The 23,725-nt window shown below is 73.3% G+C and carries 25 protein-coding genes; 15 read left to right on the top strand and 10 right to left on the bottom strand.

Annotated elements, in window-relative coordinates:
• Nucleotides 1-124 precede the first annotated feature (124 nt).
• The 3 genes from DFJ68_RS10500 to DFJ68_RS10490 all read right to left on the bottom strand — a co-directional run bounded on the left by DFJ68_RS10500 (nucleotide 125) and on the right by DFJ68_RS10490 (nucleotide 3,274).
• Nucleotides 125-1,156: a hemolysin family protein gene (locus tag DFJ68_RS10500; protein WP_121033004.1), complete on the bottom strand. Its 1,032-nt coding sequence runs from the start codon at nucleotides 1,154-1,156 to the stop codon at nucleotides 125-127.
• A complete protein-coding gene (locus DFJ68_RS10495) occupies nucleotides 1,153-2,817 on the bottom strand; it encodes a hemolysin family protein (protein WP_211333335.1) in 1,665 nt (554 codons plus the stop codon). Before DFJ68_RS10495 ends, DFJ68_RS10500 begins: the two co-directional genes overlap by 4 nt.
• Before the next feature lie 121 nt (nucleotides 2,818-2,938).
• The gene (locus tag DFJ68_RS10490) at nucleotides 2,939-3,274 is read right to left on the bottom strand and encodes a 4a-hydroxytetrahydrobiopterin dehydratase (protein WP_121033002.1); all 336 of its coding nucleotides are present in this window, start codon (nucleotides 3,272-3,274) and stop codon (nucleotides 2,939-2,941) included.
• Nucleotides 3,275-3,369: 95 nt separating this feature from the next.
• On the opposite strand from DFJ68_RS10490, the gene DFJ68_RS10485 reads away from it, so the two are divergent.
• From DFJ68_RS10485 to DFJ68_RS10470, 4 genes are read left to right on the top strand one after another with little or no spacing between them, the layout of a single operon-like run.
• Entirely contained in the window at nucleotides 3,370-3,819 is a 450-nt protein-coding gene (locus DFJ68_RS10485; RefSeq protein WP_121032999.1) for a (deoxy)nucleoside triphosphate pyrophosphohydrolase, read from the top strand.
• 53 nt (nucleotides 3,820-3,872) lie between these two features.
• Nucleotides 3,873-4,871 (top strand): NAD-dependent epimerase/dehydratase family protein, encoded by a 999-nt coding sequence (locus DFJ68_RS10480; protein ID WP_121032997.1) that lies wholly within the window; start codon nucleotides 3,873-3,875, stop codon nucleotides 4,869-4,871.
• A 14-nt stretch (nucleotides 4,872-4,885) separates the two neighbouring features.
• A complete protein-coding gene (locus tag DFJ68_RS10475) occupies nucleotides 4,886-5,377 on the top strand; it encodes a metallophosphoesterase family protein (RefSeq protein WP_121032995.1) in 492 nt (163 codons plus the stop codon).
• Between the two features lie 21 nt (nucleotides 5,378-5,398).
• Nucleotides 5,399-5,842 (top strand): VOC family protein, encoded by a 444-nt coding sequence (locus tag DFJ68_RS10470; RefSeq protein ID WP_211333334.1) that lies wholly within the window; start codon nucleotides 5,399-5,401, stop codon nucleotides 5,840-5,842.
• A 36-nt stretch (nucleotides 5,843-5,878) separates the two neighbouring features.
• On the opposite strand, the gene DFJ68_RS10465 is transcribed toward DFJ68_RS10470, so the two are convergent.
• Nucleotides 5,879-6,697 (bottom strand): class I SAM-dependent methyltransferase, encoded by an 819-nt coding sequence (locus DFJ68_RS10465; RefSeq protein WP_121032993.1) that lies wholly within the window; start codon nucleotides 6,695-6,697, stop codon nucleotides 5,879-5,881.
• Nucleotides 6,698-6,796: 99 nt separating this feature from the next.
• Here DFJ68_RS10465 and typA point away from each other — a divergent pair, with 99 nt between their 5' ends.
• Together typA and mshB are read left to right on the top strand one after the other, a co-directional pair.
• Nucleotides 6,797-8,695 (top strand): translational GTPase TypA, encoded by a 1,899-nt coding sequence (typA, locus tag DFJ68_RS10460; protein WP_121032991.1) that lies wholly within the window; start codon nucleotides 6,797-6,799, stop codon nucleotides 8,693-8,695.
• Between the two features lie 79 nt (nucleotides 8,696-8,774).
• Nucleotides 8,775-9,698 (top strand): N-acetyl-1-D-myo-inositol-2-amino-2-deoxy-alpha-D-glucopyranoside deacetylase, encoded by a 924-nt coding sequence (mshB, locus tag DFJ68_RS10455; RefSeq protein ID WP_121032989.1) that lies wholly within the window; start codon nucleotides 8,775-8,777, stop codon nucleotides 9,696-9,698.
• Here the strand turns inward: mshB and DFJ68_RS10450 are convergent.
• Nucleotides 9,695-10,045: a DUF2200 domain-containing protein gene (locus tag DFJ68_RS10450; protein WP_121032987.1), complete on the bottom strand. Its 351-nt coding sequence runs from the start codon at nucleotides 10,043-10,045 to the stop codon at nucleotides 9,695-9,697. The two genes, mshB and DFJ68_RS10450, sit on opposite strands and share 4 nt — an antisense overlap.
• A 189-nt stretch (nucleotides 10,046-10,234) precedes the next feature.
• Between DFJ68_RS10450 and DFJ68_RS18960 the strand changes: the two genes are divergently transcribed.
• Nucleotides 10,235-11,953 (top strand): VanW family protein, encoded by a 1,719-nt coding sequence (locus DFJ68_RS18960; RefSeq protein WP_121032985.1) that lies wholly within the window; start codon nucleotides 10,235-10,237, stop codon nucleotides 11,951-11,953.
• Between the two features lie 73 nt (nucleotides 11,954-12,026).
• Here DFJ68_RS18960 and DFJ68_RS10440 read toward each other — a convergent pair whose 3' ends face one another.
• Nucleotides 12,027-13,097 (bottom strand): GNAT family N-acetyltransferase, encoded by a 1,071-nt coding sequence (locus DFJ68_RS10440; RefSeq protein WP_147431560.1) that lies wholly within the window; start codon nucleotides 13,095-13,097, stop codon nucleotides 12,027-12,029.
• Between the two features lie 111 nt (nucleotides 13,098-13,208).
• Between DFJ68_RS10440 and fdxA the strand changes: the two genes are divergently transcribed.
• The 3 genes from fdxA to DFJ68_RS10425 all read left to right on the top strand — a co-directional run bounded on the left by fdxA (nucleotide 13,209) and on the right by DFJ68_RS10425 (nucleotide 16,033).
• A complete protein-coding gene (gene fdxA / locus DFJ68_RS10435; protein WP_121035287.1) occupies nucleotides 13,209-13,535 on the top strand; it encodes a ferredoxin in 327 nt (108 codons plus the stop codon).
• A 7-nt stretch (nucleotides 13,536-13,542) separates the two neighbouring features.
• Entirely contained in the window at nucleotides 13,543-14,661 is a 1,119-nt protein-coding gene (gene dapC / locus DFJ68_RS10430; protein WP_121035286.1) for a succinyldiaminopimelate transaminase, read from the top strand.
• 100 nt (nucleotides 14,662-14,761) lie between these two features.
• Nucleotides 14,762-16,033, top strand: a complete 1,272-nt coding sequence (locus tag DFJ68_RS10425) for a citrate synthase (RefSeq protein WP_121032981.1) — start codon at nucleotides 14,762-14,764, stop codon at nucleotides 16,031-16,033.
• Nucleotides 16,034-16,301: 268 nt separating this feature from the next.
• Here the strand turns inward: DFJ68_RS10425 and DFJ68_RS10420 are convergent, their stop codons facing one another.
• Both DFJ68_RS10420 and dapD read right to left on the bottom strand, forming a co-directional pair.
• Nucleotides 16,302-17,132, bottom strand: a complete 831-nt coding sequence (locus DFJ68_RS10420) for a hypothetical protein (protein WP_121032979.1) — start codon at nucleotides 17,130-17,132, stop codon at nucleotides 16,302-16,304.
• Nucleotides 17,133-17,173: 41 nt separating this feature from the next.
• Nucleotides 17,174-18,103 carry a 2,3,4,5-tetrahydropyridine-2,6-dicarboxylate N-succinyltransferase gene (gene dapD, locus DFJ68_RS10415; protein ID WP_121032977.1) on the bottom strand — a complete coding sequence of 310 codons (930 nt, stop codon included), beginning with the start codon at nucleotides 18,101-18,103 and terminating at the stop codon, nucleotides 17,174-17,176.
• A gap of 72 nt (nucleotides 18,104-18,175) precedes the next feature.
• Here dapD and dapE point away from each other — a divergent pair, with 72 nt between their 5' ends.
• The 4 genes from dapE to DFJ68_RS10395 all read left to right on the top strand — a co-directional run bounded on the left by dapE (nucleotide 18,176) and on the right by DFJ68_RS10395 (nucleotide 21,765).
• Complete coding sequence (dapE, locus tag DFJ68_RS10410; protein WP_121032975.1) at nucleotides 18,176-19,264, top strand: succinyl-diaminopimelate desuccinylase; 1,089 nt, start codon at nucleotides 18,176-18,178, stop codon at nucleotides 19,262-19,264.
• A gap of 85 nt (nucleotides 19,265-19,349) precedes the next feature.
• The gene (locus DFJ68_RS10405; protein WP_121032973.1) at nucleotides 19,350-20,117 is read left to right on the top strand and encodes an LOG family protein; all 768 of its coding nucleotides are present in this window, start codon (nucleotides 19,350-19,352) and stop codon (nucleotides 20,115-20,117) included.
• The gene (locus tag DFJ68_RS10400) at nucleotides 20,114-20,548 is read left to right on the top strand and encodes a DivIVA domain-containing protein (RefSeq protein WP_211333333.1); all 435 of its coding nucleotides are present in this window, start codon (nucleotides 20,114-20,116) and stop codon (nucleotides 20,546-20,548) included. The genes DFJ68_RS10405 and DFJ68_RS10400 overlap by 4 nt, the downstream gene beginning before the upstream one ends.
• Nucleotides 20,545-21,765, top strand: coding sequence for a hypothetical protein (locus DFJ68_RS10395; protein WP_121032971.1), 1,221 nt, complete (start codon nucleotides 20,545-20,547; stop codon nucleotides 21,763-21,765). Before DFJ68_RS10400 ends, DFJ68_RS10395 begins: the two co-directional genes overlap by 4 nt.
• A 55-nt stretch (nucleotides 21,766-21,820) precedes the next feature.
• On the opposite strand, the gene DFJ68_RS10390 is transcribed toward DFJ68_RS10395, so the two are convergent.
• On the bottom strand, nucleotides 21,821-22,645 hold the full coding sequence (locus tag DFJ68_RS10390) for an enoyl-CoA hydratase/isomerase family protein (protein WP_121032969.1): 825 nt from the start codon (nucleotides 22,643-22,645) through the stop codon (nucleotides 21,821-21,823).
• A 147-nt stretch (nucleotides 22,646-22,792) separates the two neighbouring features.
• On the opposite strand from DFJ68_RS10390, the gene DFJ68_RS10385 reads away from it, so the two are divergent.
• Complete coding sequence (locus tag DFJ68_RS10385; protein ID WP_121032967.1) at nucleotides 22,793-22,966, top strand: DUF3117 domain-containing protein; 174 nt, start codon at nucleotides 22,793-22,795, stop codon at nucleotides 22,964-22,966.
• A gap of 101 nt (nucleotides 22,967-23,067) precedes the next feature.
• Here the strand turns inward: DFJ68_RS10385 and DFJ68_RS10380 are convergent, their stop codons facing one another.
• Nucleotides 23,068-23,691: an O-methyltransferase gene (locus DFJ68_RS10380; RefSeq protein ID WP_121032965.1), complete on the bottom strand. Its 624-nt coding sequence runs from the start codon at nucleotides 23,689-23,691 to the stop codon at nucleotides 23,068-23,070.
• Nucleotides 23,692-23,725 lie beyond the last annotated feature (34 nt).

Genomic DNA, 23,725 nt, shown 5'->3' with positions numbered 1-23,725 from the left:
CGGCCCCGACCGGCGCGACGACAACCGACGTGGCCGAATCGTGACGCGACCAGATTTCCGTTGGCAGAGCAGCCCGCCCACCGGAAAGTCTCCGGTGGGCGGGATGCGTGGCTCGGGTGGTTCGTCAGCGTGCGGTCGCCAGTGAGGCATCCGTCTCGTCGTCGAACTGGCCGAGCACCCGCTCGAGCAGGTCCTCCATCGTCACGAGGCCGACCGGCCCGTCGGGGCCACCGACGAGCACGAGCTGGGCCCGCTCGGCGCGCATGGCGCTGACGGCGTCGAGCAGCGAGACCGACCGGTCGATCGACAGCGCCGGCGAGGTGACGTCGGTGACGGCGGATGCCGGGTCGGCCCGCACGATGTCACGAACGTGGGCCAGGCCCACCGGCCCGGACGCGTCGCTCACGACGAGCCGCGACCGCCCGCTCTCGCGGGACACCGCCTCGGCGTCGAGCACCGAGGCCGTGTGCGGCACCCCGACGGCCTTCTCGAGGGGGATCATGACCTCGGCAAGGGTAGTCGTGTCGAGGTCGATGGCGCCGGCGAGGACGCGGTGCTCCGACTCCTCGAGCTGGCCGTGGTCGCGGGCGCTGCGCAGCAGCAGCGCCAGCTCCTTCGGGCCGTGCACCTGGGCCAGCTCGTTCTGCGGCTCCACCTTGACCAGCCGCAGGCAGCCGTTGGCCATGGCGTTGAGCAGGCTCAGCACCGGCCGCGCGATCCAGGCGAAGCCGCGGAAGGGCAGGGCCAGCATCACCGCGGAGCGCTCCGGGTGGGCGATGGCCCAGGACTTGGGCGCCATCTCGCCGACCACCATGTGCAGGAAGACGACGACGGCGACGCCGAGCAGGACGGCGATGACGCCGGCGGCCGCGTCGGGCAGCCGGAGGAAGGTCAGCACCGGCTCGAGCAGGTCGGCGACCGCCGGCTTGGCGACGGCTCCCAGGGCGAGCGTGCACAACGTGATGCCGAGCTGCGCGCCCGCGAGCATGAGCGAGAGCTCTCGGTTGCCGTTGACGGCCGCGCGGGCGGCGCGGCTGCCGCGCTCGGCGAGGTCCTCGAGGCGGTGACGCTTGCTCGAGATGAGGGCGAACTCGGCCGCGACGAAGAACGCGTTGAGCACGAGCAGCAGGACGGAGACGAGCAGCGCGGTGATCACCGGGCACCCCCGTTCACGACGGCGCCCGCCCGGTCGGGCATGTCGGCCCCCGTACCGGCGACGGGGTGGTCCCGGTCGTCGGATGCCGGGCCGCTCGCGTCGTGGACGCCGTCGCCCATCGTGTCGGCGAGCCGCTCGAGGTCGTCGAGCAGGCCGAGCACCGCGACCCGCACGGTGGCGGGGACGTGGCGGTCGACCTCCTCGACGGTGAGGCGCACCCCGACGTGCAGGCGTCGGGCGGGCTCGTGGTCGCCGGCGTGCTGGGCGGGCGGGTGCGTGCGAGACCCGGCGTCGGCGGCATCCTCGTCGGTGGTGACCTGCGTCGACCCCTCGGGGTGGCCGTCGACCCCGGCGCCGGCCACGACGTCGACGACCGTGTCGTCGGGGGACGTGTCGGAGGCGTCGGAGGTGTCGGTCGACGGCTCGTCGGCCTCGCGGCGGCCGTCGACGTCGACGACGTCCCCGACCTGGGCGGTGCGCCCGAGGCTCTCGAGGATGAGGCCGCTGATGGTCGAGTACTCGTCGGAGGCGGTTAGCTGCACGCCGCTCGCCGTCTCGAGCTCGTCGAGGCGCAGGTGGCCCGGGACGAGCCAGATGTCGTCGCCCTCGCTCGTGACCGAGGGCACGTCGCTGTCGTCCTCGTCGAGGATCTCACCGACGACCTCCTCCGCGATGTCCTCGAAGGTGACGATGCCGGCGAAGCCGCCGTGCTCGTCGACGACGACGGCCATCTGTCGGTGGTCGGCCCTGATCTGCTCGAGCACCCGCGGCAGCGGCGCGCTCGTGGGCACGACGGTCGGCTGGGGGGTGACGACGCCGACGGCGGTTCGGTCGCGGTCGCCCGGAGCCACCTTGAGCACCTCGGCGATGCCGGCGACGCCGACGATGTCGTCGCCGTCGGTGCCGGTGACGGGGAAGCGCGACCAGCCGGTGTCGAGCAGCTCGACGAGGCGGCTCACGGGCTCGTCGGCCCGAACCGTCTGCACCCGCACGCGCGGGGTCATGACGTCACCGGCGTCGAGCTCACGGAAGCGTAGGCCGCCCTCGAGCACCTCGGACAGGTCGTCGTCGAGCAGGCCGCCGGCGTGCGACTCGTCGATGATGCGGGTGAGGTCCTCTGCGGTGGCGCCGTGTTCGAGCTCGTCGACGGGCTCGATGCCGACGCGGCGCAGCAGGCGCGTCGAGGCCTCGTCGAAGAGGCGCACGACGGGCCCGGCGACGGTGAGGTAGACCAGCGTCGAGCGGCTCAGCGACCGTGCGAGCGGCACCGTCCGCGCGATGGCGAGGTTCTTGGGGGCGAGCTCGCCGAAGACCATCTGCACGACGGTCGAGAAGATGAGCACGGCCGTCACCGACAGGCTGAGACGGGTCGCATACGACATCGACGGGTCGAGCAGGTCGGCGAGGCCCGCGCCGACGAGCGGCTCCGAGACGTAGCCGACGAGCAGGGCGGTGACGGTGATGCCGAACTGCGCGGCCGACAGGGTGAACGACAGGCGCGAGGTGACGTCGAGCGCCCGCTTGGCGGGCTCGTCGCCCTGTGCGGACAGCTCACCGAGCGCGTTGCGGTCGACGGCGACGTAGGCGAACTCCATCGCGACGAAGTAGCCGGTCGCGGCCGTCAGGGCGAGGATCAGCAGGATCCCGAGGGCGATGCTCATGCGTTCACCACCCCGGCGAGCAGGTGGTGGGTCAGGGGCAGCCGGGCGCACGGAGGCGGGCCCGGCGAGGGACTATGGCCCTCCGGAGAGTCGGATCGCATGCGAGGAGTTTAGGGCACACTCACCCGGCGGACGTCTCCTCGCGCGTGGCCTCGACCCCGAGGCGGGCCGCCTCCTGGCTGACGCGGTGGGCCAGCTCGACGTCGAGCTGGGTCAGCCCGCCCTTGCTGTGCGTCGACACCGCGAGGCGCACCGTCGTCCACCGGATGTCGATGTCGGGGTGGTGGTCCATCTGCTGCGCGACGTCGGCGACCTCGTCGACGAGGCGGATGCCGGTGGGGAAGTCGGGTGCCGTGAAGCTCGCCGTGATGACGGCGCGGTCGGCAGCGTCACGCCGCCAGTCGGGCAGGTCGCGCAGCTGTCGGTCGATCTCCTCGTCGGTCAGCAGTCGGCTCATGGGCCCAGCATGCCGCGCCCGCCGCCCGCGTGCCCGCCACCGGTCCGCCCGTCGCCCGCCGGTGCCGCCGACCCGTGTGCCACGATCGGTCGACCATGACCTCGCAGACCCCTCCCGCCACCCCGGCCGTCCGGCTCGTCGTGGGCGCGGCCATCGTCGACGACCTCTCGTCGCCGACGCGCCTGCTCGCGGCCCGCCGCACCGAGCCCTCGGCGCTCGCCGGCGGGTGGGAGCTGCCGGGCGGCAAGGTCGACGACGGGGAGTCGCCCATCGTCGCGCTGCACCGTGAGATCGACGAGGAGCTGGGGGTGCGCATCAGCGTGGGGCGGCTGCTCCCCGGTCCGCTGCCCGGCGCGACCTGGCCGCTCACCGACCGCTTCGAGATGATCGTCTGGCTGGCCGAGGTCACCGAGGGGGAGCCCGCCCCGCTCGAGGACCACGACGAGCTGCGCTGGCTGGCCGCCGACCGGCTGCACGAGGTCGGGTGGCTGCCGGCCGACCTGCCGATCGTCGAGGCGCTCGCGCCCCTGCTCACGGCCGCCTGAGCCCACCGCCTGAGCCCACCGCACCACCCCTCCGACCCACTCGGGAGACCCCCATGGCCGCACCGTCCGTCCTCTTCCTCGGCGGCACCGGCGTCATCAGCTGGGCCTGCACCCGCGAGGCGCTCGCGGCCGGCTTCGCCGTGACCGTGCTCGGCCGGGGGATCTCGACGACGCGGCCCTCGCCCGAGGGCTGCGAGCTGCTCACCGCCGACCTCGACGACGACTCGTTCGCGGACGCCGTCGCCGGTCGCGAGTTCGACGTCGTCGTCGACTTCCGGGCCTTCACCCCGGCCCAGGTGGGAGACCGGCTGCAGACGCTGGGCGACCGGTTCGGCCAGTACGTCTTCATCAGCTCGGCGTCGGCCTACCAGAAGCCGCCCGCGCGGGTGCCCGTGCTCGAGTCGAGCCCGCTGCGCAACCCCTTCTCGCAGTATGCCCGCGACAAGACGGCGTGCGAGGAGCTGCTGACCGCTGCCTACCGCGACCGCGGGGTGCCGGTCACGGTCGTGCGCCCGTCGCACACCTACGACCACACCGCCCCGCCGTTCGACGGGGGCTGGACCGTGGTCGAGCGGATGCGCCGGGGCGCGCCGGTCGTCGTGCACGGTGACGGGACCTCGCTCTGGACCCTCACCCACCACACCGACTTCGCCCGCGCCTTCACCGGTCTGCTCGGTCTCCCGGCCGCGGTCGGCGAGACCGTGCACATCACCTCCGACGAGTGGCTGTCGTGGGACGCGATCCACGAGACCATGGCCGCCGCCGCGGGGGCGGAGCCGCGGCTGGTGCACGTGACGACCGACGACCTCGTGGCCGACGACCCCGGCGCCGAGGCCCCGCTGCGGGGTGACAAGTCGCACTCGATGGTCTTCGACAACACCAAGGTGAAGACCCTCGTGCCCGGGTGGCAGGCGCGAGTCCCGTTCTGGCGCGGGGCCGCCGAGATGGTCGAGTGGTTCGACGCCGACCCCGCCCGTCGACGGGTGGATGCCGGCGTCGACGCCCGCATGGACCGCCTCGTCGCTCGGCACGGCACGCGCCGCGCGGACTGAGCGGACCGGCATCCGTGCGCGTCGTGCTGCTGTCGGACACCCACAGCCCGCGGTTCTGGAAGGGCGTGCCGGATGCCGTGGCCGCCCACCTCGGGTCGGCCGACCTCGTGCTGCACGCGGGCGACGTGTGCACTGCGGACGTGCTCGACGACCTCGCGCGGTTCGCCCCGGTGCACGTCGTCATGGGCAACAACGACCTGCCCGAGGTGGCCGGGTGGGGTGCCCCCGAGACGCTCGAGCTCGAGCTGGAGGGGGTGCGCGTCGCGATGGTGCACGACAGCGGCGCGAAGGTGGGGCGGGTCGCGCGGCTGAGGCGCCGGTTCCCGGCCGCCGACCTCGTCGTCTTCGGGCACTCGCACATCCCGATGGACGTCACCGAGGGCGGCCTGCGCATCGTCAACCCCGGCAGCCCGAGCGACAAGCGGCGCCAGCCGCGCCGCACGCTCGCGCTGCTCGACGTCGCCGACGGCGAGGTGCGCGGCGTCGAGATCGTCGACCTGCCGTGACGCGCGCCCTATCGTGGGCGGATGGCGACGGTGGGGCAGGTGCGACAGGTGCAGGTGACGTTTGACTGCGCCGACCCCGAGAGGGTGGCGCGGTTCTGGTGCGAGGTGCTCGGCTACGTCGTGCCGCCCCCGCCGCCGGGCTTCGCCGACTGGGCGGAGTTCGACCGATCGCTGCCACCCGACCGGCAGGGCTCGGCCTTCGCGTGCGTCGACCCCGACGGGGCCGGGCCGCGGCTGTTCTTCCAGCGGGTGCCCGAGGGCAGGACGGTGAAGAACCGCGTGCACCTCGACGTCCGCGTGGGGACGGGGCTCGTCGGCGACGAGCGGCTGGCGACCCTGACGGCCGAGAGCGAGCGCCTGGCCGGCCTCGGGGCGACGGTCGTGCGGGTCATGGAGGCCGACGGCTTCGACGAGTCGTGCATCGTCATGCAGGACATCGAGGGCAACGAGTTCTGCCTCGACTGAGGGCGGTCGGTCACGGCGCGACGACGGGGAAAACCCTTACGCGGAAGGCTTGCTCGCGCGCAGCGTGTAGGTGAGCGGCGCCGACCCGGCGCGCTCGGTGAGCACCCACTCGCCGTCGTCGCGCAGCCTCATCTGGCCGGGCAGCGCCTCCCAGGGCACGCTGTCGTGCTCGACGAGACGGTCGATGCGCAGGCCCCGGTCGGCCAGGGCCGTCACGACCTCGCCGAGCGAGTGGTTCCACTCGTAGGTCTTCGTCGCCACGTACGACTGGTCGCCGTCCCACTCCGTCGGTTCGGGGTGCTCCCAGTAGGGGAGGCGCAGGTGCAGGTCGTCGTCGAGGGTCTCGTCCATCGCCCAGAGGAGGGGATGGCCCTCGCGTAGGAACAGCGACCCGCCCGGCGCGAGCAGGTCGGCGACGACGCCGGCCCACGCCTCGACGCTCGGCAGCCAGCACAGCGCGCCGATGCCGGTGAAGACGAGGTCGAAGCCGCCCGCCGGCAGCACGTCGGTGGCGGCGTGGACGTCCGACTGCACGAACTCCACGGCGTCCCCGGTCTCGGCCACGAGCCGCCGGGCCTCCTGCACCGAGCGGCCGGAGAAGTCGAGCCCGGTGACCGAGGCGGCGCCCAGCCGCGCAAGCGAGAGGGTGTCGGTGCCGATGTGGCACTGCAGGTGTACGACACGCAGGCCCGTGACGTCGCCGAGCAGAGGCAGGTCGAAGCGCACGACGTCCGACAGCAGCGAGCGGTCGTCGACGAAGCGGCGCGTCTCGTAGCCCGTGCCCTCCCGGGCGGCGTGCAGGCCGGCGCGCTCGTCCCAGTTGGCGCGGTTGGTCTCGAGGTGCTCGTGGTCCATGGCGCCCATCGTGGCCGGGCGGCGTCGGGTGTCAGCCCGGTTTCCCGGCCCCGGCGGGGGTGGACAGGAGCACTCGAAAATGCTGAGACACTTGTTCCCATGCCCATGAAGACCCGCGCGGACATCCGCAACGTCGCCATCGTCGCTCACGTCGACCACGGCAAGACCACCCTCGTCGACAAGATGCTCTGGCAGTCCGGTGCCTTCGGCGAGCACCAGCACGTCGACGAGCGGGCCATGGACTCCGGTGACCTCGAGCGCGAGAAGGGCATCACCATCCTCGCCAAGAACACCGCGGTGCACTACACCGGCAAGGCCGCCGCCGACCGTGGCCTCACCGAGGGCGTCACCATCAACATCATCGACACCCCCGGCCACGCCGACTTCGGTGGCGAGGTCGAGCGCGGCCTGTCGATGGTCGACGGCGTCGTCCTGCTCGTCGACGCGTCTGAGGGTCCGCTGCCGCAGACCCGGTTCGTGCTGCGCAAGGCCCTGGCCGCCAACATGCCGGTCATCCTCTGCATCAACAAGGTCGACCGCCCCGACTCGCGCATCGCCGAGGTCGTCGACGAGGCCTACGAGCTGTTCATGGACCTCGACGCCACCGAGGAGCAGATCGACTTCCCGATCGTCTACGCCTCGGCCAAGGCCGGCCGCGCCTCCACCGAGCGCCCCGACAACGGCGGCCTGCCCGAGGGCGAGGACCTCGAGGCCCTCTTCGAGACGATCCTCGAGACGATCCCCGCGCCGACCTACGACGACGAGGCGCCCCTGCAGGCGCACGTCACCAACCTCGACGCGTCGAACTTCCTCGGTCGCCTCGCCCTGCTCCGTGTCTTCAACGGCACGATCAAGAAGGGCCAGCAGGTCATGTGGTGCCGCCACGACGGCTCGCAGCAGCGCGTGAAGATCACCGAGCTGCTCATGACCGAGGCCCTCGAGCGCAAGCCCGCCGAGCAGGCCCGACCCGGCGACATCATCGCCGTCGCCGGCATCCCCGACATCACCATCGGCGAGACGCTGGCCGACCCCGAGAACCCGATCCCGCTGCCGCTCATCACGGTCGACGAGCCCGCGATCTCGATGACCATCGGCACGAACACGAGCCCGATGGTCGGCCAGGTCCGCGGCTCGAAGGTCACGGCCCGCATGGTCAAGGACCGCCTCGACAAGGAGCTCATCGGCAACGTGTCGCTGCGCATCCTCAACACCGAGCGCCCCGACGCGTGGGAGGTCCAGGGCCGCGGTGAGCTCGCCCTCGCCATCCTCGTCGAGCAGATGCGTCGCGAGGGCTACGAGCTGACGGTCGGCAAGCCGCAGGTCGTCACCCGTGAGGTCGACGGCAAGGTGCACGAGCCCGTCGAGCGCCTCACGATCGACACGCCGGAGGAGTTCCTCGGCGCGATCACGCAGATCATGGCCGCTCGCAAGGGCCGCATGGAGCAGATGACCAACCACGGCACCGGGTGGATCCGCATGGAGTTCCTCGTGCCCAGCCGTGGCCTCATCGGCTTCCGCACCGAGTTCCTCACCGAGACGCGCGGCACGGGCATCGCCCACCACGTCTTCGAGGACTACGAGCCGTGGTTCGGCCCCATCACGACCCGCACGAGCGGCTCGCTCGTCTCCGACCGCAAGGGCGTCGTGACCTCGTACGCGATGGTCAACCTGCAGGAGCGCGGCACGCTCTTCACCGACCCGACCACCGAGGTCTACGAGGGCATGATCGTCGGCGAGAACAGCCGCGCCGACGACATGGACGTCAACATCACCAAGGAGAAGAAGCTCACCAACGTGCGCGCCTCCTCCTCGGACAACTTCGAGAAGATCGTGCCGCCGCGCAAGCTCAGCCTCGAGCAGAGCCTCGAGTTCTGCCGCGAGGACGAGTGCGTCGAGGTCACGCCGGAGGCCGTCCGCATCCGCAAGGTCGAGCTCGACGCCACCGTGCGCGCCCGCAGCGCCTCCCGCGCCCGCTCGGCCGCCAAGGCCGACGCCTGACGCGTCGCCGCCCGCTCCACCGGACCGCACCCGCCGACCGTCAGGTCGGCGGGTGTCGTCGTCCTGAGAGGATGCCGGGGTGTCCCGCCTGCTGTTCGTGCACGCCCACCCCGACGACGAGACGCTGACGTGCGGCGTCGCCCTGGCCCACCACGTGGCCCGCGGTGACGACGTCCACGTCCTGACGTGCACCCTGGGGGAGGAGGGCGAGGTCATCCCGCCCGACCTGGCGCACCTCGAGGGGCACCCCGACGACCTGCTCGGCCCGTACCGGCGCGACGAGCTGGCCGAGGCGCTGCGCCGCCTCGGTGTCACCGGCCACCTGCTCGGCGACAGTGACCGAGGGGGAGCGCCCCGCTACCGCGACTCCGGCATGGTGGGCTCGGCCGCCGCCGCGCGCCCGGAGGCCTTCGCGGCCGCGGACCCGGGCGCCCCCGACGGCCCGGGGGCGCTCGTCGCAGACGTCGTGCGCCGCCTGCGCCCCGACGTCGTGGTGACCTACGACCGGTTCGGCGGCTACGAACATCCCGACCACGTGCAGGCCCACCGGGCCACCCGGGCCGCTATGCAGCGCCTCGACGACGCCGGGCTGCCCGCCCGCGTGCTCGAGATCGTCACGCCGCGCTCGTGGGCCCGGGACGACCGCGACGCGGTGCGGGCGAGCGCCCCCGACCGGCTCGTCGTCCGCGGCCACCGTCTCGTCCCGCCGGAGGCGGACGCGCCGTTCACCCCGTCGGTGGTGCCGGACGCCGACGTGAGCCACGCCGTCGTCGACCTCGCCGCCCGCGCGGTGAAGAACCACGCCCTGCGGGCGCACGCCACCCAGGTGGTCGTCGCCGACGAGGAGCTCTACGCGCTGTCGAACCTCGTCGCGGCCCGGTCGAGCGACCGGGAGGGCTTCCGGCTCGTCGACCCCCGCACGTGGGAGCCGGCGCACGGTGGTGGCGCCCCTGCGTCGCCGGCCGCCCGCACGGGGACGTCACGACCCGGGCTGCTCGACTAGGCCGGATGGGGCCGCAGCACCTTGGCCATGGGGCGACCCTTGGCCAGCTCGTCGACGAGCTTGTCGAGCCAGCGGATCTGCTGCATGAGCGGGTCCTCGATCGTCTCGACCCGGATGCCGCACACCGTCCCCGTGATCGCGGAGACGTTCGGGTTGAGGTGGGCGGCGCCGAAGAACTCCTCGAAGGTCGTCCCGGCGTCGAGGTGGCGTCGCAGGGCGGCGTCGTCGTAACCGGTCAGCCACTCGACGACCTCGTCGAGCTCGGCCTTCGTGCGCCCCTTGCGCTCGACCTTGGCGACGTAGGCGGGGTAGACAGCGGCGACACTCGTCGTGAAGATGCGGTGCACGTCGTCGAGGGTAGTGAACCGGAGGCGATGTGGACAGGGGGCACATCGGCGTCGCGCCCGCGGCCTGCGGGGCGCCTCACCGCCGCGCGGGCGGCGCGGGGCTACCGTCGTCCCACACCGGCGACGCCCGCCCCGAGGGAGGCCACCCGGAGCACGCACCACCGGCCCCACCAGCACGGAGCGACCCGCATGGCCCGATCCGCCTTCGTCGATCACACCGACCGGTACGAGCCCGACGACCCCGACCCGTGGGGCGACGACGCCCGGCGCCGCGACCGGCGGGCCACGGTGCTGCGACTGCTCGTCACCATGCTCGTCCTCGGCGGCGCCTACGTCGGCGTCGCCTGGTGGAGCTCGACGCACCTGCCCAACACCGTGTCGGTCGGCGGCGTGCAGCTCGGAGGCCGCAGCCCCGACGAGGCCGCCGCGACCCTCACCCGCGCCACCACCGGGGTGCTCGCGACCCCGATCGTGCTCGACGTCCCGGGCGGCGACCCGGTGCAGGTCGTCCCTCGTGACGCCGGCCTGCGGGTCGACGTCGAGCGGTCGCTCGACGGCCTCGTCGGCTTCAGCCTCGACCCGACGACGATCTGGTCGCGGCTCGCCGGCAGCGTCGAGCTGCCGCTGCTGACGAGCGTCGACGACGACCGGCTCACCGCCGCGGTCACCGCGCTGAAGACGGCCGTGGCCGTCAGCCCGCGCGAGGGTGGGATCACCTTCCCCGACGGCCGTGTGGTCGTGGCCCTCCCGGCATCCGGTCGCGCCCTCGACGTGACGGCGACGAAGCTGGCCGTGCGGCGGGCCTTCCCCGACACGACGACCGCCGAGGCCGTCGTGCGCGCGATCGCGCCGCGCACCCCGGCCACCACCATCCAGTCGGTCGCGAACGGCTTCGCCACCACGGCGATGTCCTTGCCGGTGACGCTCGTGTCGGGGCCCACGCGGGTCGAGCTGACCCCCGCGGACCTCGCCCCGGCCGTCACCGTCGTGGCCGACGGCAGGGGAGGGCTGACGCCGAGGGTCGACGCGAAGGCCGTGAGCGCGCTCGTGGCCTCGCGGCTCGTCGTGCCGACCAGGCGCGCGGTGCCGGCGCGGTGGACGTTCGAGCCGGGCAACGGTCGGCCGAAGGTCCTGCCGTCGACCGACGGCAGCGCCCTCGACATCGACGCCGCGACGAAGGCGGTCGTCGCGGCGGTCGGCAGCGGCCGGCGCACGGTCACCGTGACGCCGACGACGGCGACCCCCGCCCTCACCACGCTCCAGGCCCAGGCGTCCGGGGTCGGCTCCGTCGTGGGCGAGTTCGTCTCCGTGCTCCCCGCGGGCGACACGACCAGGCGGGCGGATGCCGTCCGGGCCGCCGCCGCGCTCAACGGCACCTTCGTGGCCCCCGCCACGACCTTCAGCCTCGGCCGGGCCCTCGTCGGGAAGGTGCCGGTCACCGGCCAGGAAGGTGCCTCGCAGGTCGCGACCGTCGTGTACAACCTCGCGTGGGGCGCGGGCGCCCAGCTCGTGTCGTCCAGCTCGCGGTGGAGCTTCGACCCGCGCTACCCGGCGGGGCGCGAGTCGGCGCTGACCTGGCCCGAGGGCGACGTCAGCTTCACGAACGACTCACCCCACGGCATGCTCCTGCAGGTGTGGGTCGACGGCGACCGCGTGCACGGGCGGCTCTGGGGCACCAGGCGTTTCGACGTCCGCACCGTCGCCGGGGCCCGCACGGCCGTCGTCCCCTCGACGGTCGTCACCGAGCGTGGCGCCGGCTGCCGGGCGCAGGCCGGGAGCCCCGGTTTCGACATCACCGTCACCCGGCAGCTCGTCCCCGCCGGGGCGCCGGCCGGCACGCCTCCGGTGCGCAGCGAGCCGGTCACGACGCACTACGAGCCGCAGGACACCGTCCGCTGCGCGCCGTGACGCCGTGACACCCTGACACCGCGCGCCGCGGCCCGGTGTCGGACCGGGTGCCACGCGGCGCGTGGCGAGGGGGTCAGGGTCGGCGCAGGTAGCTGTACTCGTGGTGGACGCCGAACCCCATCGACTCGTACAGACTTCGCGCGGCGGCGTTGTCGGCCGACACCTGCAGGTAGACGGCGGGCAGCTGCTTGCCGCGGGCGAGCATGCCGACGGCGGCGGTGAGGTCGCGGGCGAGGCCGCGGCGCCGGTGGTCGGGGTGCACCCAGAGGCCGAAGACGCCGGACCAGCCGGTCTGCACGGTCGCCATGGTGAGGGCGACCATGCGGTGGGTGTCCGGGTCGCGCACCCACATGAAGAGGCCGTCGCAGCCGGTGAGCACCGACTCGGTGACCCCGGGGACGACGGACCGCTGCTCGCCGTAGGTCATGAGCCACTCGGGGGTGAGGGTGGCGTCGGCGACGACGCGAGCCGACTGCTCGGTCAGGGCCGGGATGTCGTCGGCGAGGGCCGTCATGACGAGCACACGCTCCCAGTCGGGGCGTCCGCCGCCGACGACGTAGCCGCGCGACACCAGCTCGGCGCCGAGCGGCGTACCGGCCGGGTCGAAGCCGCTCTCGCCGACGACCTGGAACAGGGCCGGGGCGTCCCGCTCGGCGTACCACGCCTCCGCGGCGTCGACGGCCCCCCCGACCGGCATCCGCGGATCACCAACGGCGAGAACGGAGTTGGCGCGCCCGGTGAACCCACCGGCGAAGCGCAGTCGCCAGTCGCCGAGGTCACGGGCGTCGGTGGCGGGCCACCCGCGGTCCATGAGGCGCTGCAGGTCGTCGACGCCGATGCGCCGGTGGGCGGGCCCGGGGCGCGAGGGCGGCGGGGGCACGTCCTTGGCCGCGACGACGTCGGCGCGCCGCACCGGGACAGGGCCGGACCGGCCCATGACGACGAGCGTGTCGTCGTCGCGAGAGACGAGCTCGCCGACGACGTCGGTGGCCCACCCGGCGGCTCCGGCCGCTCCGGCGGAGGCCGGGAGGCGGTGGCGCACGGAGACCCGCCCGCCGACGGTGAGGTGCTCGGTCAGCCGGTGGCCCGCGCGCACCCCCGACGCCGTCTCACCGGTGGGGTCGGCAGGGGTCGCGCCAGTCATGTCCGGCATACTAGGTGCGGCGTCTCGGGCCGGTCCCGACCGGGTACGAGGCGCGCAGTCGTGACCGTCAGAACCACCCGAGCGCAGCCCCTGCAGGAGGTCCCCGCCCCCATGACCTACGTCATCGCCCAGCCGTGCGTCGACCTCAAGGACAGGGCCTGCATCGAGGAGTGTCCGGTCGACTGCATCTACGAGGGCAACCGCTCTCTCTACATCCACCCCGACGAGTGCGTCGACTGCGGTGCCTGCGAGCCGGTGTGCCCCGTCGAGGCCATCTACTACGAGGACGACGTCCCCGAGGAGTGGGCCGACTACTACAACGCGAACGTCGAGTTCTTCACCGACCTCGGCAGCCCCGGCGGCGCCGCGAAGATGGGCGTCATCGACAAGGACCACCCGCTCGTGGCGGCCCTGCCCCCGCAGGAGCACGACGAGTGAGCCGGCACTGAAGCCGCTCGGCCTCCCCGACTTCCCGTGGGACTCGCTCGCCCCCTACAAGGCGCGGGCGGGGGACCAAGACCGTGGCATCGTCGACCTCTCGGTCGGGACGCCCGTCGACCCCACCCCCGAGGTGGTGCGCCGGGCCTTGGCCGACGCCGTCGATGCCCCCGGCTACCCGCTGACCTCGGGCACTCCCGACCTCCGGGTGGCCATCTGCGAGTGGTTCGCCCGTCGCCGTGGCGTGCCTGGGCTCACTCCGGATGCCGTCCTGCCGACCATCGGCAGCAAGGAGCTCGTGGCCTGGCTGCCGACGCTGCTCGGCCTCGAGCCCGGTGACGTCGTCGGCCACCCGTCGGTCGCCTACCCGACCTACGACATCGGCGCCCGCCTCGCCGGCGCGACGGCCGTGCCGGTCGACTCGCTGACCGCTCTCGGTCCGCCGACCGCGTCCACGACGCCGAAGCTGCTGTGGCTCAACAGCCCCGGCAACCCCGACGGCCGCGTGCTCGGGGTCGAGCACCTGCGCAAGGTCGTCGGTTGGGCCCGTGAGCACGGCGTCGTCGTCGCCGGCGACGAGTGCTACGCCGAGCTCGACTGGCGACCGGGTCACGACGGGCAGAGCACCCCGAGCCTGCTGCACCCCGACGTGACGGGGGGCGACCTGAGCGGGCTGCTCACCGTCTACTCGCTATCGAAGCAGAGCAACCTCGCGGGCTACCGCGCCGCGTTCGTGGCGGGCGACCCCGCCCTCGTCGGCGCCCTGCTCGAGGTGCGCAAGCACGCCGGCATGATCATGCCCGCCCCGGTGCAGCGTGCCATGGCCGTCGCCCTGCGCGACGACGAGCACGTGGCCGCGCAGCGGGAGGTCTACCGTCGCCGCCGCGAGACCCTGCTGCCGGCGGTCGAGGCGTTCGGGCTGCGCGTCGAGGGCTCGGAGGCCGGGCTCTACCTCTGGTCGACCCGCGACGAGGACTGCTGGGCCACGGTCGAGGCGCTCGCCGACCGTGGGGTGCTCGTCGCCCCGGGCTCGTTCTACGGCCCGGCGGGTCACCGCCACGTCCGCATCGCGCTGACGGCGACCGACGAACGGATCGCCGAGGCGGCCGACCGCCTCGCCCGCTGAGGCCGCTTTTATGCGGGCGCCCGCGCTGGGGTAACGTCGCTCGCGAACAGGTCCGACGCACGGTCCGGACCAGAGGAGGCGATACGCAGTGACCACGCCAGTGGACGCGACCGTCAAGGTCGCCGACAAGGAGCTCACCTTCCCGGGCGTCAAGGCCGTCGAGGGCAACGACGGTCTGTCCGTCGGCTCGCTGCTCAAGGACACGGGCCTCGTCACCTACGACGCGGGGTTCGTCAACACGGCCTCGTGCAAGAGCGACATCACCTACATCGACGGCGACGCCGGCATCCTGCGCTACCGCGGCTACCCGATCGACCAGCTCGCCGAGCACTCGACCTTCACCGAGGTCGCGTACCTGCTCATCTACGGCGAGCTGCCCGCGCCCGAGGAGCTCTCGCGCTTCGAGGACAACATCCGTCGGCACACGATGCTGCACGAGGACCTCCGGGCCTTCTTCAACGGCTTCCCCCGCGACGCGCACCCGATGCCCGTGCTCAGCTCGGCCGTCTCGGCCCTCGGCACGTTCTACCAGGACAGCCTCGACCCCTTCGACCAGGAGCAGGTCGAGATCTCGACCGTGCGCCTGCTCGCCAAGGTGCCGACCATCGCGGCGATGGCCCACAAGAAGAGCATCGGCCAGCCGTACATGTACCCCGACAACTCGCTGTCGTTCGTCGAGAACTTCATGCGGATGACGTTCGGCTACCCCGTCGAGCCCTACGAGGTCGACCCGACCGTCGCCAAGGCCCTCGACCTGCTCTTCATCCTCCACGCCGACCACGAGCAGAACTGCTCGACGTCGACGGTGCGGCTCGTGGGCTCGGCCCACGCCAACCTCTTCAACTCAGTGTCCGCCGGCATCCACGCCCTGTCCGGCCCGCTGCACGGCGGCGCCAACCAGGCCGTGCTCGAGATGCTCGGCAAGCTGCACGCGTCGGGCGACGACCCCAAGGCCTTCATGGAGAAGGTGAAGAACAAGGAGGACGGCGTCCGCCTCATGGGCTTCGGGCACCGGGTCTACAAGAACTACGACCCGCGCGCGGCCATCGTCAAGAAGTACGCCGACGAGGTGCTCGAGAAGCTCGGCCAGAACGACCCGCTGCTCGACATCGCGAAGGGCCTCGAGGAGATCGCCCTCGCCGACGACTACTTCGTCGAGCGGAAGCTCTACCCGAACGTCGACTTCTACACCGGCCTCATCTACAAGGCCATGGGCTTCGAGTCGAAGATGTTCACCGTGCTCTTCGCCATCGGGCGCCTGCCGGGCTGGATCGCCCAGTGGCGCGAGATGATGAACGACCCGGAGACCAAGATCGGCCGCCCGCGCCAGATCTACACCGGCTCGCCGGAGCGCAGCTACCCGGGCGTCTGAGCCCAACCTCGCACCACCGCACCACCCCCGACGGCACCGGACGCACGCGTCCGGTGTCGTCGTCGTTTCCGGATGCCGGCTGCCCCCTCGGGTGACCGCCTCGAACGCGTCGTTCGGTGCCGAACTCATGGTTGGGTACCGAACGCGCCGGTGCACCGAGGCGTTCGACCTCCGCCGACGTGTTCGACCTCGAACGGTTCGTTCGAGTCAGTCGCCCCAGGGGCGGTGCGGGAGGACGTCCGCCGACGGAGGGCCGGATGCGGCGGGGTCAGCGCAGGGTGACGGTGACCGTGGTCGTCGCGGCGCCGTCCGACCAGCCGTCGGCCCCGGCGTCGCGGTCCCACGTGCGGGCGCCGACGGAGACCTTGGTCGCGCCGTACGTCTCGGCGCGGGCCACGGCCCAGTGGCCGACCGCCCAGGCCTGCCGCTCGTCCGCGGCCGTGACGGTCAGGGTGCCGGCGCCGGCCGTCGAGCGGGTGACGCCCATCTGCTCGCGCAGGTCGGCGGCGACCGTCGACGGCTTCGCGTGGTCGGTCGCCGGGTCGAGGCGGCACGTCAGGCCCGCGGGGGAGTAGCCGGTCAGCGTCGAGGCGAGCACGCGCCCCTGGCCCTCGTGGTCGCGGTAGGCCTCGGGGAAGCCGCTGCGCTGCACCCGCTGGGCGATCGTCGTGATGTCGGCGTTCTCGTAGCCCTTGAACTTCACGAGGGCGTCGTAGAAGGCGTTCGTCGCGTGCACGGGGTCGAGGATCTGCTGCTCGGTGCCCCAGCCCTGGCTCGGTCGCTGCTGGAAGAGGCCGAGCGAGTCGCGGTCGCCGAACCGCAGGTTGCGGATCTTCGACTCCTGGAACGCGGTGGTCAGGGCGATCGTGGCCGCGCGGGCCGGCATCCCCCGCTCGACCGCGATGGCCGCGATCAGCGCCGCGTTCGCCGTCTGGTCGGGGTCGAACGTCTCCGTCACACCGGATGCCGTGATGGTGCACTCGGGGGACTGCACCGACCTCACGAGGTGGGTACCCGCCCACGCGCCCGCGCCGAGAACCCCGACGACGACCGGCAGCACGAGCCAGCCACGTCGGCGGCGGCGGGCTCGGCTGGTCACGGGGTCCTTCCGGTCGGTGCTGCGGCGCGTCAGTTGGCGTGTCAGTTGGCGTGGAGCGCCGCGTTGAGCGTGATGCCGGTGCCCGCGCGGTCGCGGGCCTCGACGGCGCCGGTGACGCTGTTGCGGATGAAGAGGATGTTGCTGGACCCCGACAACGACCTGGCCTTGACGACGGTTCCGTCGGGGAGGGTCACCTTGGTGCCGGCGGTCACGTAGAGGCCCGCCTCGACGACGCAGTCGTCACCGAGGGCGATGCCGATGCCGCCGTTGGCGCCGATGAGGCACCGCTCGCCGATGCTGACCCGCTCGGTGCCACCGCCCGACAGCGTGCCCATGATCGAGGCGCCCGCCCCGACGTCGGATCCGTCTCCGACGACGACGCCCTGCACTATCCTCCCCTCGACCATCGAGGTGCCGAGCGTGCCGGCGTTGAAGTTGCAGAAGCCCTCGTGCATGACGGTGGTGCCGGGGGAGAGGTGGGCGCCGAGGCGCACGCGGTCGGCGTCGGCGATGCGCACGCCCGGGGGCACGACGTAGTCGGTCATGCGGGGGAACTTGTCGACGCCGTACACGGCGACGTGCCCGCGCGCCCGGAGCCGCACCCGCGTCCGCTCGAAGCCGTCGACCGCGCACGGGCCCGCGCTCGTCCAGACGACGTTGCTCAGGGCGCCGAAGAGGCCGTCGAGGTTGAGCTCGTTGGGTCGCACGAGGCAGTGCGAGAGCAGGTGCAGGCGCAGGTAGGCGTCGCTCGCGCCCTGCGGCGCCGCGTCGAGGTCGACCTTCACGCGGACGACCTCGAGGCGCACGTCGCGCAGCTCGTCGGCGCCGGCCAAGGCCGCCAGCTCATCGGGCACGGCGGCGTCGGCGGGGACCGCGCCGAGGGCGGGCGACGGGTACCAGGTGTCGAGCACCTGCCCCGAGGGGGTCGTCGTGGCGAGGCCGAAGCCCCAGGCGGTGCGCTCGTCGGACATGGGTCCAAGGCTAGGGGAGGGCGAGGGGCCGGCCGCCCGGTGTCCACCCCGACCGGCCGCTAGCCTCGGGGCATGCCGCTGCCCGACCTGGCCCCCGCGCCCGCCCTCGACCTCACCGCCGACGTGACGACCCTGACAGCCGCCGTCTGCGACATCGAGTCGGTCAGCCGGGGCGAGGCCGCCCTCGCCGACGCCGTCGAGGCCGCCCTGGCGCCGCTGGCCCACCTCGAGGTCGTCCGCGACGGCAACACCGTCGTGGCCCGCACGAACCTCGGCCGTGCCGAGCGGGTCGTGCTGGCCGGGCACATCGACACCGTCCCGCTCACCGCCGTGCCCAACCTGCCGACCCGGCGAGAGGGCGACGAGCTGTGGGGGCGCGGCACGGTCGACATGAAGGGTGGCGTGGCCGTCATGCTGCGCATCGCCGCCCAGGCGACCGAGCCGGCCCGCGACCTCACCTTCCTGTTCTACGAGTGCGAGGAGATCGACGGCGAGTTCAACGGCCTCGCCCGCGTCGGCGCCACCCGCCCCGAGCTGCTGCAGGGCGACTTCGCCGTCCTGCTTGAGCCCACCGACGGCGCCGTCGAGGGCGGGTGCAAGGGCACGATGCGCGTGGACGTGACGACCACGGGCGTGGCCTCGCACAGCGCCCGGCCGTGGAAGGGCCACAACGCCATCCACGACGCCGCCGTCGTGCTCTCGCGCCTCGCCGCCTACGAGGCCCGCACCGTCACCGTCGACGGCCTCGACTACCACGAGGCGCTGCAGGCGGTGGGCATCAGCGGCGGCATCGCCGGCAACGTCGTGCCCGACCGGTGCACCGTCACCGTCAACTACCGGTACGCGCCCGACAAGGACACCGCCGCGGCCCTCGCCCACGTGCAGGAGGTGTTCGACGGCTTCGAGACCACCCTCGGGGATGCCGCGGACGGCGCCCGCCCGGGCCTGCACCTGCCGGCGGCCAAGGCGTTCGTCGACGCGCTCGGCGTCTCCGTCGGCCCGAAGGAGGGTTGGACCGACGTCGCCCGCTTCTCGGCCCTCGGCGTCCCGGCCGTCAACTACGGCCCCGGCGACCCCAACCTCGCCCACATGGACGACGAGCGTTGCCCCGTGCAGCAGTACGTCGACGCCGAGGCCGCCCTGCTGCGCTGGTTGCGCTGAGGGCCCCGACCGCGGGGCGCGCCGACCACGCCGACGCGGCCGACCGGCATCCGGACGGGCCCGGGCGCCGCTTAGGGTGGCCTGTGTGAGCGACGAGACGCCCTCGGGGGGCACGAGCCGGCGCCGGCAGACGGGGCCGGTGACGCTGCGGCGCGGCCAGGTGCCCGCCACCACGACCGACCAGCGGCTGCTCGACACGACGGCGCCCGCCGACTGGCTGCACGCCGACCCGTGGCGGGTCATGCGCATCCAGTCCGAGTTCGTCGAGGGCTTCGGCGCGCTGGCCGACCTCGGCCCCGCGGTAGCGGTGTTCGGCTCGGCCCGCACGCGTCGCGACGACCCCAGCTACGCCCTCGGCGTCGAGGTGGGGCGGCGGCTCGTCGAGGCGGGCTACGCCGTCATCACCGGCGGTGGCCCCGGCGCGATGGAGGCGGCCAACAAGGGCGCGTTCGAGGCCAAGGGCACCTCGGTCGGGCTCGGCATCGAGCTGCCCTTCGAGACGGGCCTCAACGAGTACGTCGACCTCGGCGTCAACTTCCGCTACTTCTTCGCCCGCAAGACGATGTTCGTCAAGTACGCGCAGGGCTTCGTCGTGCTGCCCGGCGGCTTCGGCACCCTCGACGAGCTGTTCGAGGCGGTCACGCTCGCGCAGACGCAGAAGGTCACCCGGTTCCCGGTCGTGCTGCTCGGCAGCGACTACTGGGGCGGGATGATCGACTGGCTGCGCGACACCGTGCTGACGGCCGGCATGATCGGCCCCGACGACCTCGACCGCCTCACCCTGACCGACAGCCCGGCCGAGGCCATCGAGGTCATCCGCAGCCACGCGCAGCCGGAGGAGCAGGCCCCGTGACGTGGTTCATCCTGCTCGTCGGCGTCGTAGTGCTGTGCGGCGTCGTCGCGCTGCTGCTCGGCCTCGTCGGGGCCGGCGGCATGGGCCGCCCGACCGCGAGCCTGCGGCACGAGCCGCTGCCCGAGCAGACCCTCACCGACGCCGACCTCGACGCCCTCACCTTCGACGTCGGCGCCCGCGGCTACCGGATGACCCAGGTCGACGGCGTCCTCGACCGGCTGCGGCGCGAGCTGCGCGAGAAGGACGAGCAGATCGCCGTCCTGCGCGGCGACGGCTTCGCGGCCCCCACCGAGGGGCCGGTCGAGCCTGCCGAGCCCGCCGAGCCCACCGAGCCCACCGAGCCCCCTGAGGCCGACGGCTCGACGCAGACGCAGGATGCCGGGGAGCCCGCGGGTGCCCGGGAGGCCACACCGCCGGCATCCACGCGATGACCGCGGCCTCGCGACCCGCGCTGCTGCGCGGGCGCACCTTCGTGCTGTGGGTCGTCGTGCTCTATGCACTGTGCCGCGTCGTGACGACGACGATCCTGCTCGCCGTCCTGCCCCACCAGGCGCCGAGCGGCATGACCGGCGGCGACGACGTGCCGGTGACGTACTTCCCCTTCACCGCCCTTTGGGACGGCCAGTGGTACCAGCGGATCGCCGAGCGCGGGTACCCCGACACCCTGCCCGTTGCCGACGGCGGCCAGGTCGCCCAGAACCCGTGGGCCTTCTACCCCCTGTTCCCACTCGCGGCCCGCGCCGTCATGGCCGTCACGGGGGCCTCGTTCCCCGTCGCCGGGTCGACGGTCGCGCTGCTCTGCGGCGTCGGCGCGGCGGTGCTCATGGGCCTGCTCCTTCGTCCGCGCATCGGTGACCCCGCGGCGCTCGCGGTCGTCGTGCTGTGGGCGACCTTCCCCGCGTCGGTGACGCTGCAGCTGGCCTACACCGAGTCGCTGGCCGTGCTGCTGCTTGTCGCCTACCTACTCGCCCTGTCGCGGGAGCGGTGGCTCGTCGCCACCGGGGTGGCCGTGCTCGTCGGGCTGTCGCGGCCCATCGGCGTGCCGCTCGGGCTCGTCACCCTCGTCGTCGTCGTGCTGCGGTGGCGCCGGCGCCGCACCGCGCCCATCACTCGTGGGACGTACGCGTCGATGCTCGCCGCCCTCGTCGGGTGCGGCGTGGCCGGGCTGCTCTGGCCGGCGGTGGCCTGGGCGCGCACCGGCAGCCGCTCGGCCTACACCGACACGATGTCGGCCTGGCGCGGCTACGCCTCGATCGAGCCCTTCCGGCCGTGGCTCGACCGGGCCACCGACCTGCTCGGCGGCCAGCAGGGGCGCCTCGTGCTCGTGGCCATCCCGGTCGTCCTCGTCGCCATGGTCGCCGGGCCCTGGGCCCGCGGGCTCGGGGCCGACCTGCGCACGTGGTCGCTCGGCTACCCGCTCTACCTCGGCGCCGTGCTCGACCCGTTCACGAGCCTCTTCCGCTACCTCGTGCCGCTGTTCCCGCTGCTCGTCGTCATGGTCGGCGCCGGCTGGGTGGACCGGCGCGGCAACGGCTGGGTGCGCGTGCTCGTGCGCACCCTGCCGCTGCTCGTGCTCTTCGTCTGGGGCCAGTACTGGTGGACCGACGAGCTGTGGCGGTTCGTGCCGCCGAGCGACTACCCGCCGTGACCCCGGACGGGCGGGCGACGGCATCCGGGCGCCCGCGTCGCCCCGGGCGCGACGGTCACCGACCGGTGTACTCCGGCGGCCGCTTGGCCAGGAACGCGTCGACCGCGGCCCGGTGGTCGCTGCTCGCGCCGGTGAGGGCCATCAGCTGGGCCTCGTTGTCGAGGGCGTCGGCGAGACCGACGCCGGCGCTGAAGGCCACCGCCCGCCGGATGGACCCGTAGGCGAGGGTCGGCCCGGCGGCGAGCGTCGTGGCCAGCTCGCGGACGGTCGCCTCGAGCGCGTCGTCGTCGACGACCTGCGTGACGAGCCCCATCGCGAGGGCCTCCTCGGCGGGCACGGTGCGCGGTAGCAGCAGCAGCTCCTTGGCCCTGGCGGGCCCGACGAGGCGCGGCAGCGCCCACGAGGCCCCGGAGTCGCACGACAGGGCGATGCCGGCGAAGGCCGTGTTGAGCCCAGCGCTGCGGGCGGCCACCCGCACGTCGCAGGCGAGGGCGAAGCTGAGCCCGGCCCCGGCCGCGACGCCGTTGAGGGCCGCGACGACCGGCTTGGCCATCGTCGCCAGCAGCAGCACGATCGGGTTGTAGTGCTCGGTCACCGTCGTCGACAGGCGCGAGTCGGGGTCGGCCAGCGAGCGGACATGCTCCTTGAGGTCCTGTCCGACGCAGAAGGCGCGCCCGTCGCCGGTGAGCACGACGCAGCGGACGCCGGGGTCGTCGGCCACCCGCTGCAGCGTCGCGAGCAGGGCCTGCTTGAGCCCGAGGTCGAGGCTGTTCATCGCCTCGGGGCGGTGCAGGCGCACCCACGCCACCCCCGCGTCGACCTCGAGACGGACCGGCCCGGCATCCTCGCCCGGACCCTGCTGTGGCTGTGTGTCGCTCATGGCCACACTCTGTCCCACCGCGCCGACGGCCGTCGACGGACGCCCTCGACGGGGCGACGTGGCCGCGGTCACAACCCGATTAGGTACGGCCGACGGGCACACGGAATAATGGACGTCAGATCACGCCATTCCTATGGAAGGGGAACCATGGCAGCAATGAAGCCGAGGACCGGTGACGGGCCGCTCGAGGTCGTCAAGGAGGGTCGCGGCATCGTGCTGCGCATGCCCCTCGAAGGTGGCGGCCGGCTCGTCGTCGAGATGACCCCCGACGAGGCTGCGAACCTGCGCGACGCCATCCAGGGCTGCGACGGCGTCAACTGACGGTGTCCGCCGGGCTCGCACGGGCCGCGGCGGACGACGAAGGGCCCCCGACCGCAGCGGTCGGGGGCCCTTCGTCGTGCGGGGGTGCCGGGGGCTCCGGGTCAGCGCTTGACGGCGACGAGCAGGCCGTCGCCCACGGGCAGCAGCGAGACGAGGAAGTCGCTGCGCTCGCGCAGCGACCGGCCCACCTCGCGCAGGGTGCGTGTCTCGTCGTCGCGGTTGGCCGGGTCGGACTCCCGGTCGGACCACGTGAGGGCGAGCGTGCCGCCCGTGCGCAGGAGGCGGGCGGCCTGCTCGACGTACTCCGGGTACTCGGCGCGGTCGGCGTCGACGACGACGAGGTCGTAGGCGCCGTCGGTCATGCGGGGGAGCACGTCGAGCGCCCGGCCGGCGATGACGCGGGTGCGCTGGTGGGCGACACCGGCGGCCGCGAAGGCCTCGCGCGCCGCGCGCTGGTTCTCGGTCTCGAGGTCGATCGTCGTGAGGATGCCGTCGGCCGGCATGCCGCCGAGCAGCCACAGGCCGGAAGCCCCTGCCCCGGTGCCGACCTCCATCACGGCGCGGGCGCCGATGGCGGCCGCGAGGACCTGCAGCACCGCACCCGTTCCGTCGGGCACGGGGGCCGCACCCAGCTGCTCGCCGCGTCGGGCGGCGGCCTCGACGTGCTCGCTCGGGGCGACGAACGTCTCGGCGTGCGACCAGGCGGCGACCTTCTGCGTACTCATGGCGACAAGCCTAGTGCCGTGCCGGATGCCGCCC

It is taken from the genome of Terracoccus luteus (genome assembly GCF_003635045.1).
In the GTDB taxonomy this organism is placed as follows: domain Bacteria; phylum Actinomycetota; class Actinomycetes; order Actinomycetales; family Dermatophilaceae; genus Terracoccus; species Terracoccus luteus.
This window is presented reverse-complemented; position numbering and strand designations above follow the sequence as displayed.

What these genes read in the sequence shown, in the direction of transcription:
- DFJ68_RS10485 (WP_121032999.1), top strand. Translation starts at nt 3,370, where the DNA reads ATGACCTCGCAGACCCCTCCCGCCACCCCGGCCGTCCGGCTCGTCGTG.
- DFJ68_RS10480 (WP_121032997.1), top strand. Translation starts at nt 3,873, where the DNA reads ATGGCCGCACCGTCCGTCCTCTTCCTCGGCGGCACCGGCGTCATCAGC.
- fdxA (WP_121035287.1), top strand. Translation starts at nt 13,209, where the DNA reads ATGACCTACGTCATCGCCCAGCCGTGCGTCGACCTCAAGGACAGGGCC.
- DFJ68_RS10470 (WP_211333334.1), top strand. Translation starts at nt 5,399, where the DNA reads ATGGCGACGGTGGGGCAGGTGCGACAGGTGCAGGTGACGTTTGACTGC.
- DFJ68_RS10490 (WP_121033002.1), bottom strand. Translation starts at nt 3,274, where the DNA reads ATGAGCCGACTGCTGACCGACGAGGAGATCGACCGACAGCTGCGCGAC.
- DFJ68_RS18960 (WP_121032985.1), top strand. Translation starts at nt 10,235, where the DNA reads ATGGCCCGATCCGCCTTCGTCGATCACACCGACCGGTACGAGCCCGAC.
- DFJ68_RS10390 (WP_121032969.1), bottom strand. Translation starts at nt 22,645, where the DNA reads ATGAGCGACACACAGCCACAGCAGGGTCCGGGCGAGGATGCCGGGCCG.
- DFJ68_RS10465 (WP_121032993.1), bottom strand. Translation starts at nt 6,697, where the DNA reads ATGGACCACGAGCACCTCGAGACCAACCGCGCCAACTGGGACGAGCGC.
- DFJ68_RS10395 (WP_121032971.1), top strand. Translation starts at nt 20,545, where the DNA reads ATGACCGCGGCCTCGCGACCCGCGCTGCTGCGCGGGCGCACCTTCGTG.
- DFJ68_RS10440 (WP_147431560.1), bottom strand. Translation starts at nt 13,097, where the DNA reads ATGACTGGCGCGACCCCTGCCGACCCCACCGGTGAGACGGCGTCGGGG.
- DFJ68_RS10380 (WP_121032965.1), bottom strand. Translation starts at nt 23,691, where the DNA reads ATGAGTACGCAGAAGGTCGCCGCCTGGTCGCACGCCGAGACGTTCGTC.
- dapE (WP_121032975.1), top strand. Translation starts at nt 18,176, where the DNA reads ATGCCGCTGCCCGACCTGGCCCCCGCGCCCGCCCTCGACCTCACCGCC.
- typA (WP_121032991.1), top strand. Translation starts at nt 6,797, where the DNA reads ATGCCCATGAAGACCCGCGCGGACATCCGCAACGTCGCCATCGTCGCT.
- dapD (WP_121032977.1), bottom strand. Translation starts at nt 18,103, where the DNA reads ATGTCCGACGAGCGCACCGCCTGGGGCTTCGGCCTCGCCACGACGACC.
- DFJ68_RS10385 (WP_121032967.1), top strand. Translation starts at nt 22,793, where the DNA reads ATGGCAGCAATGAAGCCGAGGACCGGTGACGGGCCGCTCGAGGTCGTC.
- DFJ68_RS10495 (WP_211333335.1), bottom strand. Translation starts at nt 2,817, where the DNA reads ATGAGCATCGCCCTCGGGATCCTGCTGATCCTCGCCCTGACGGCCGCG.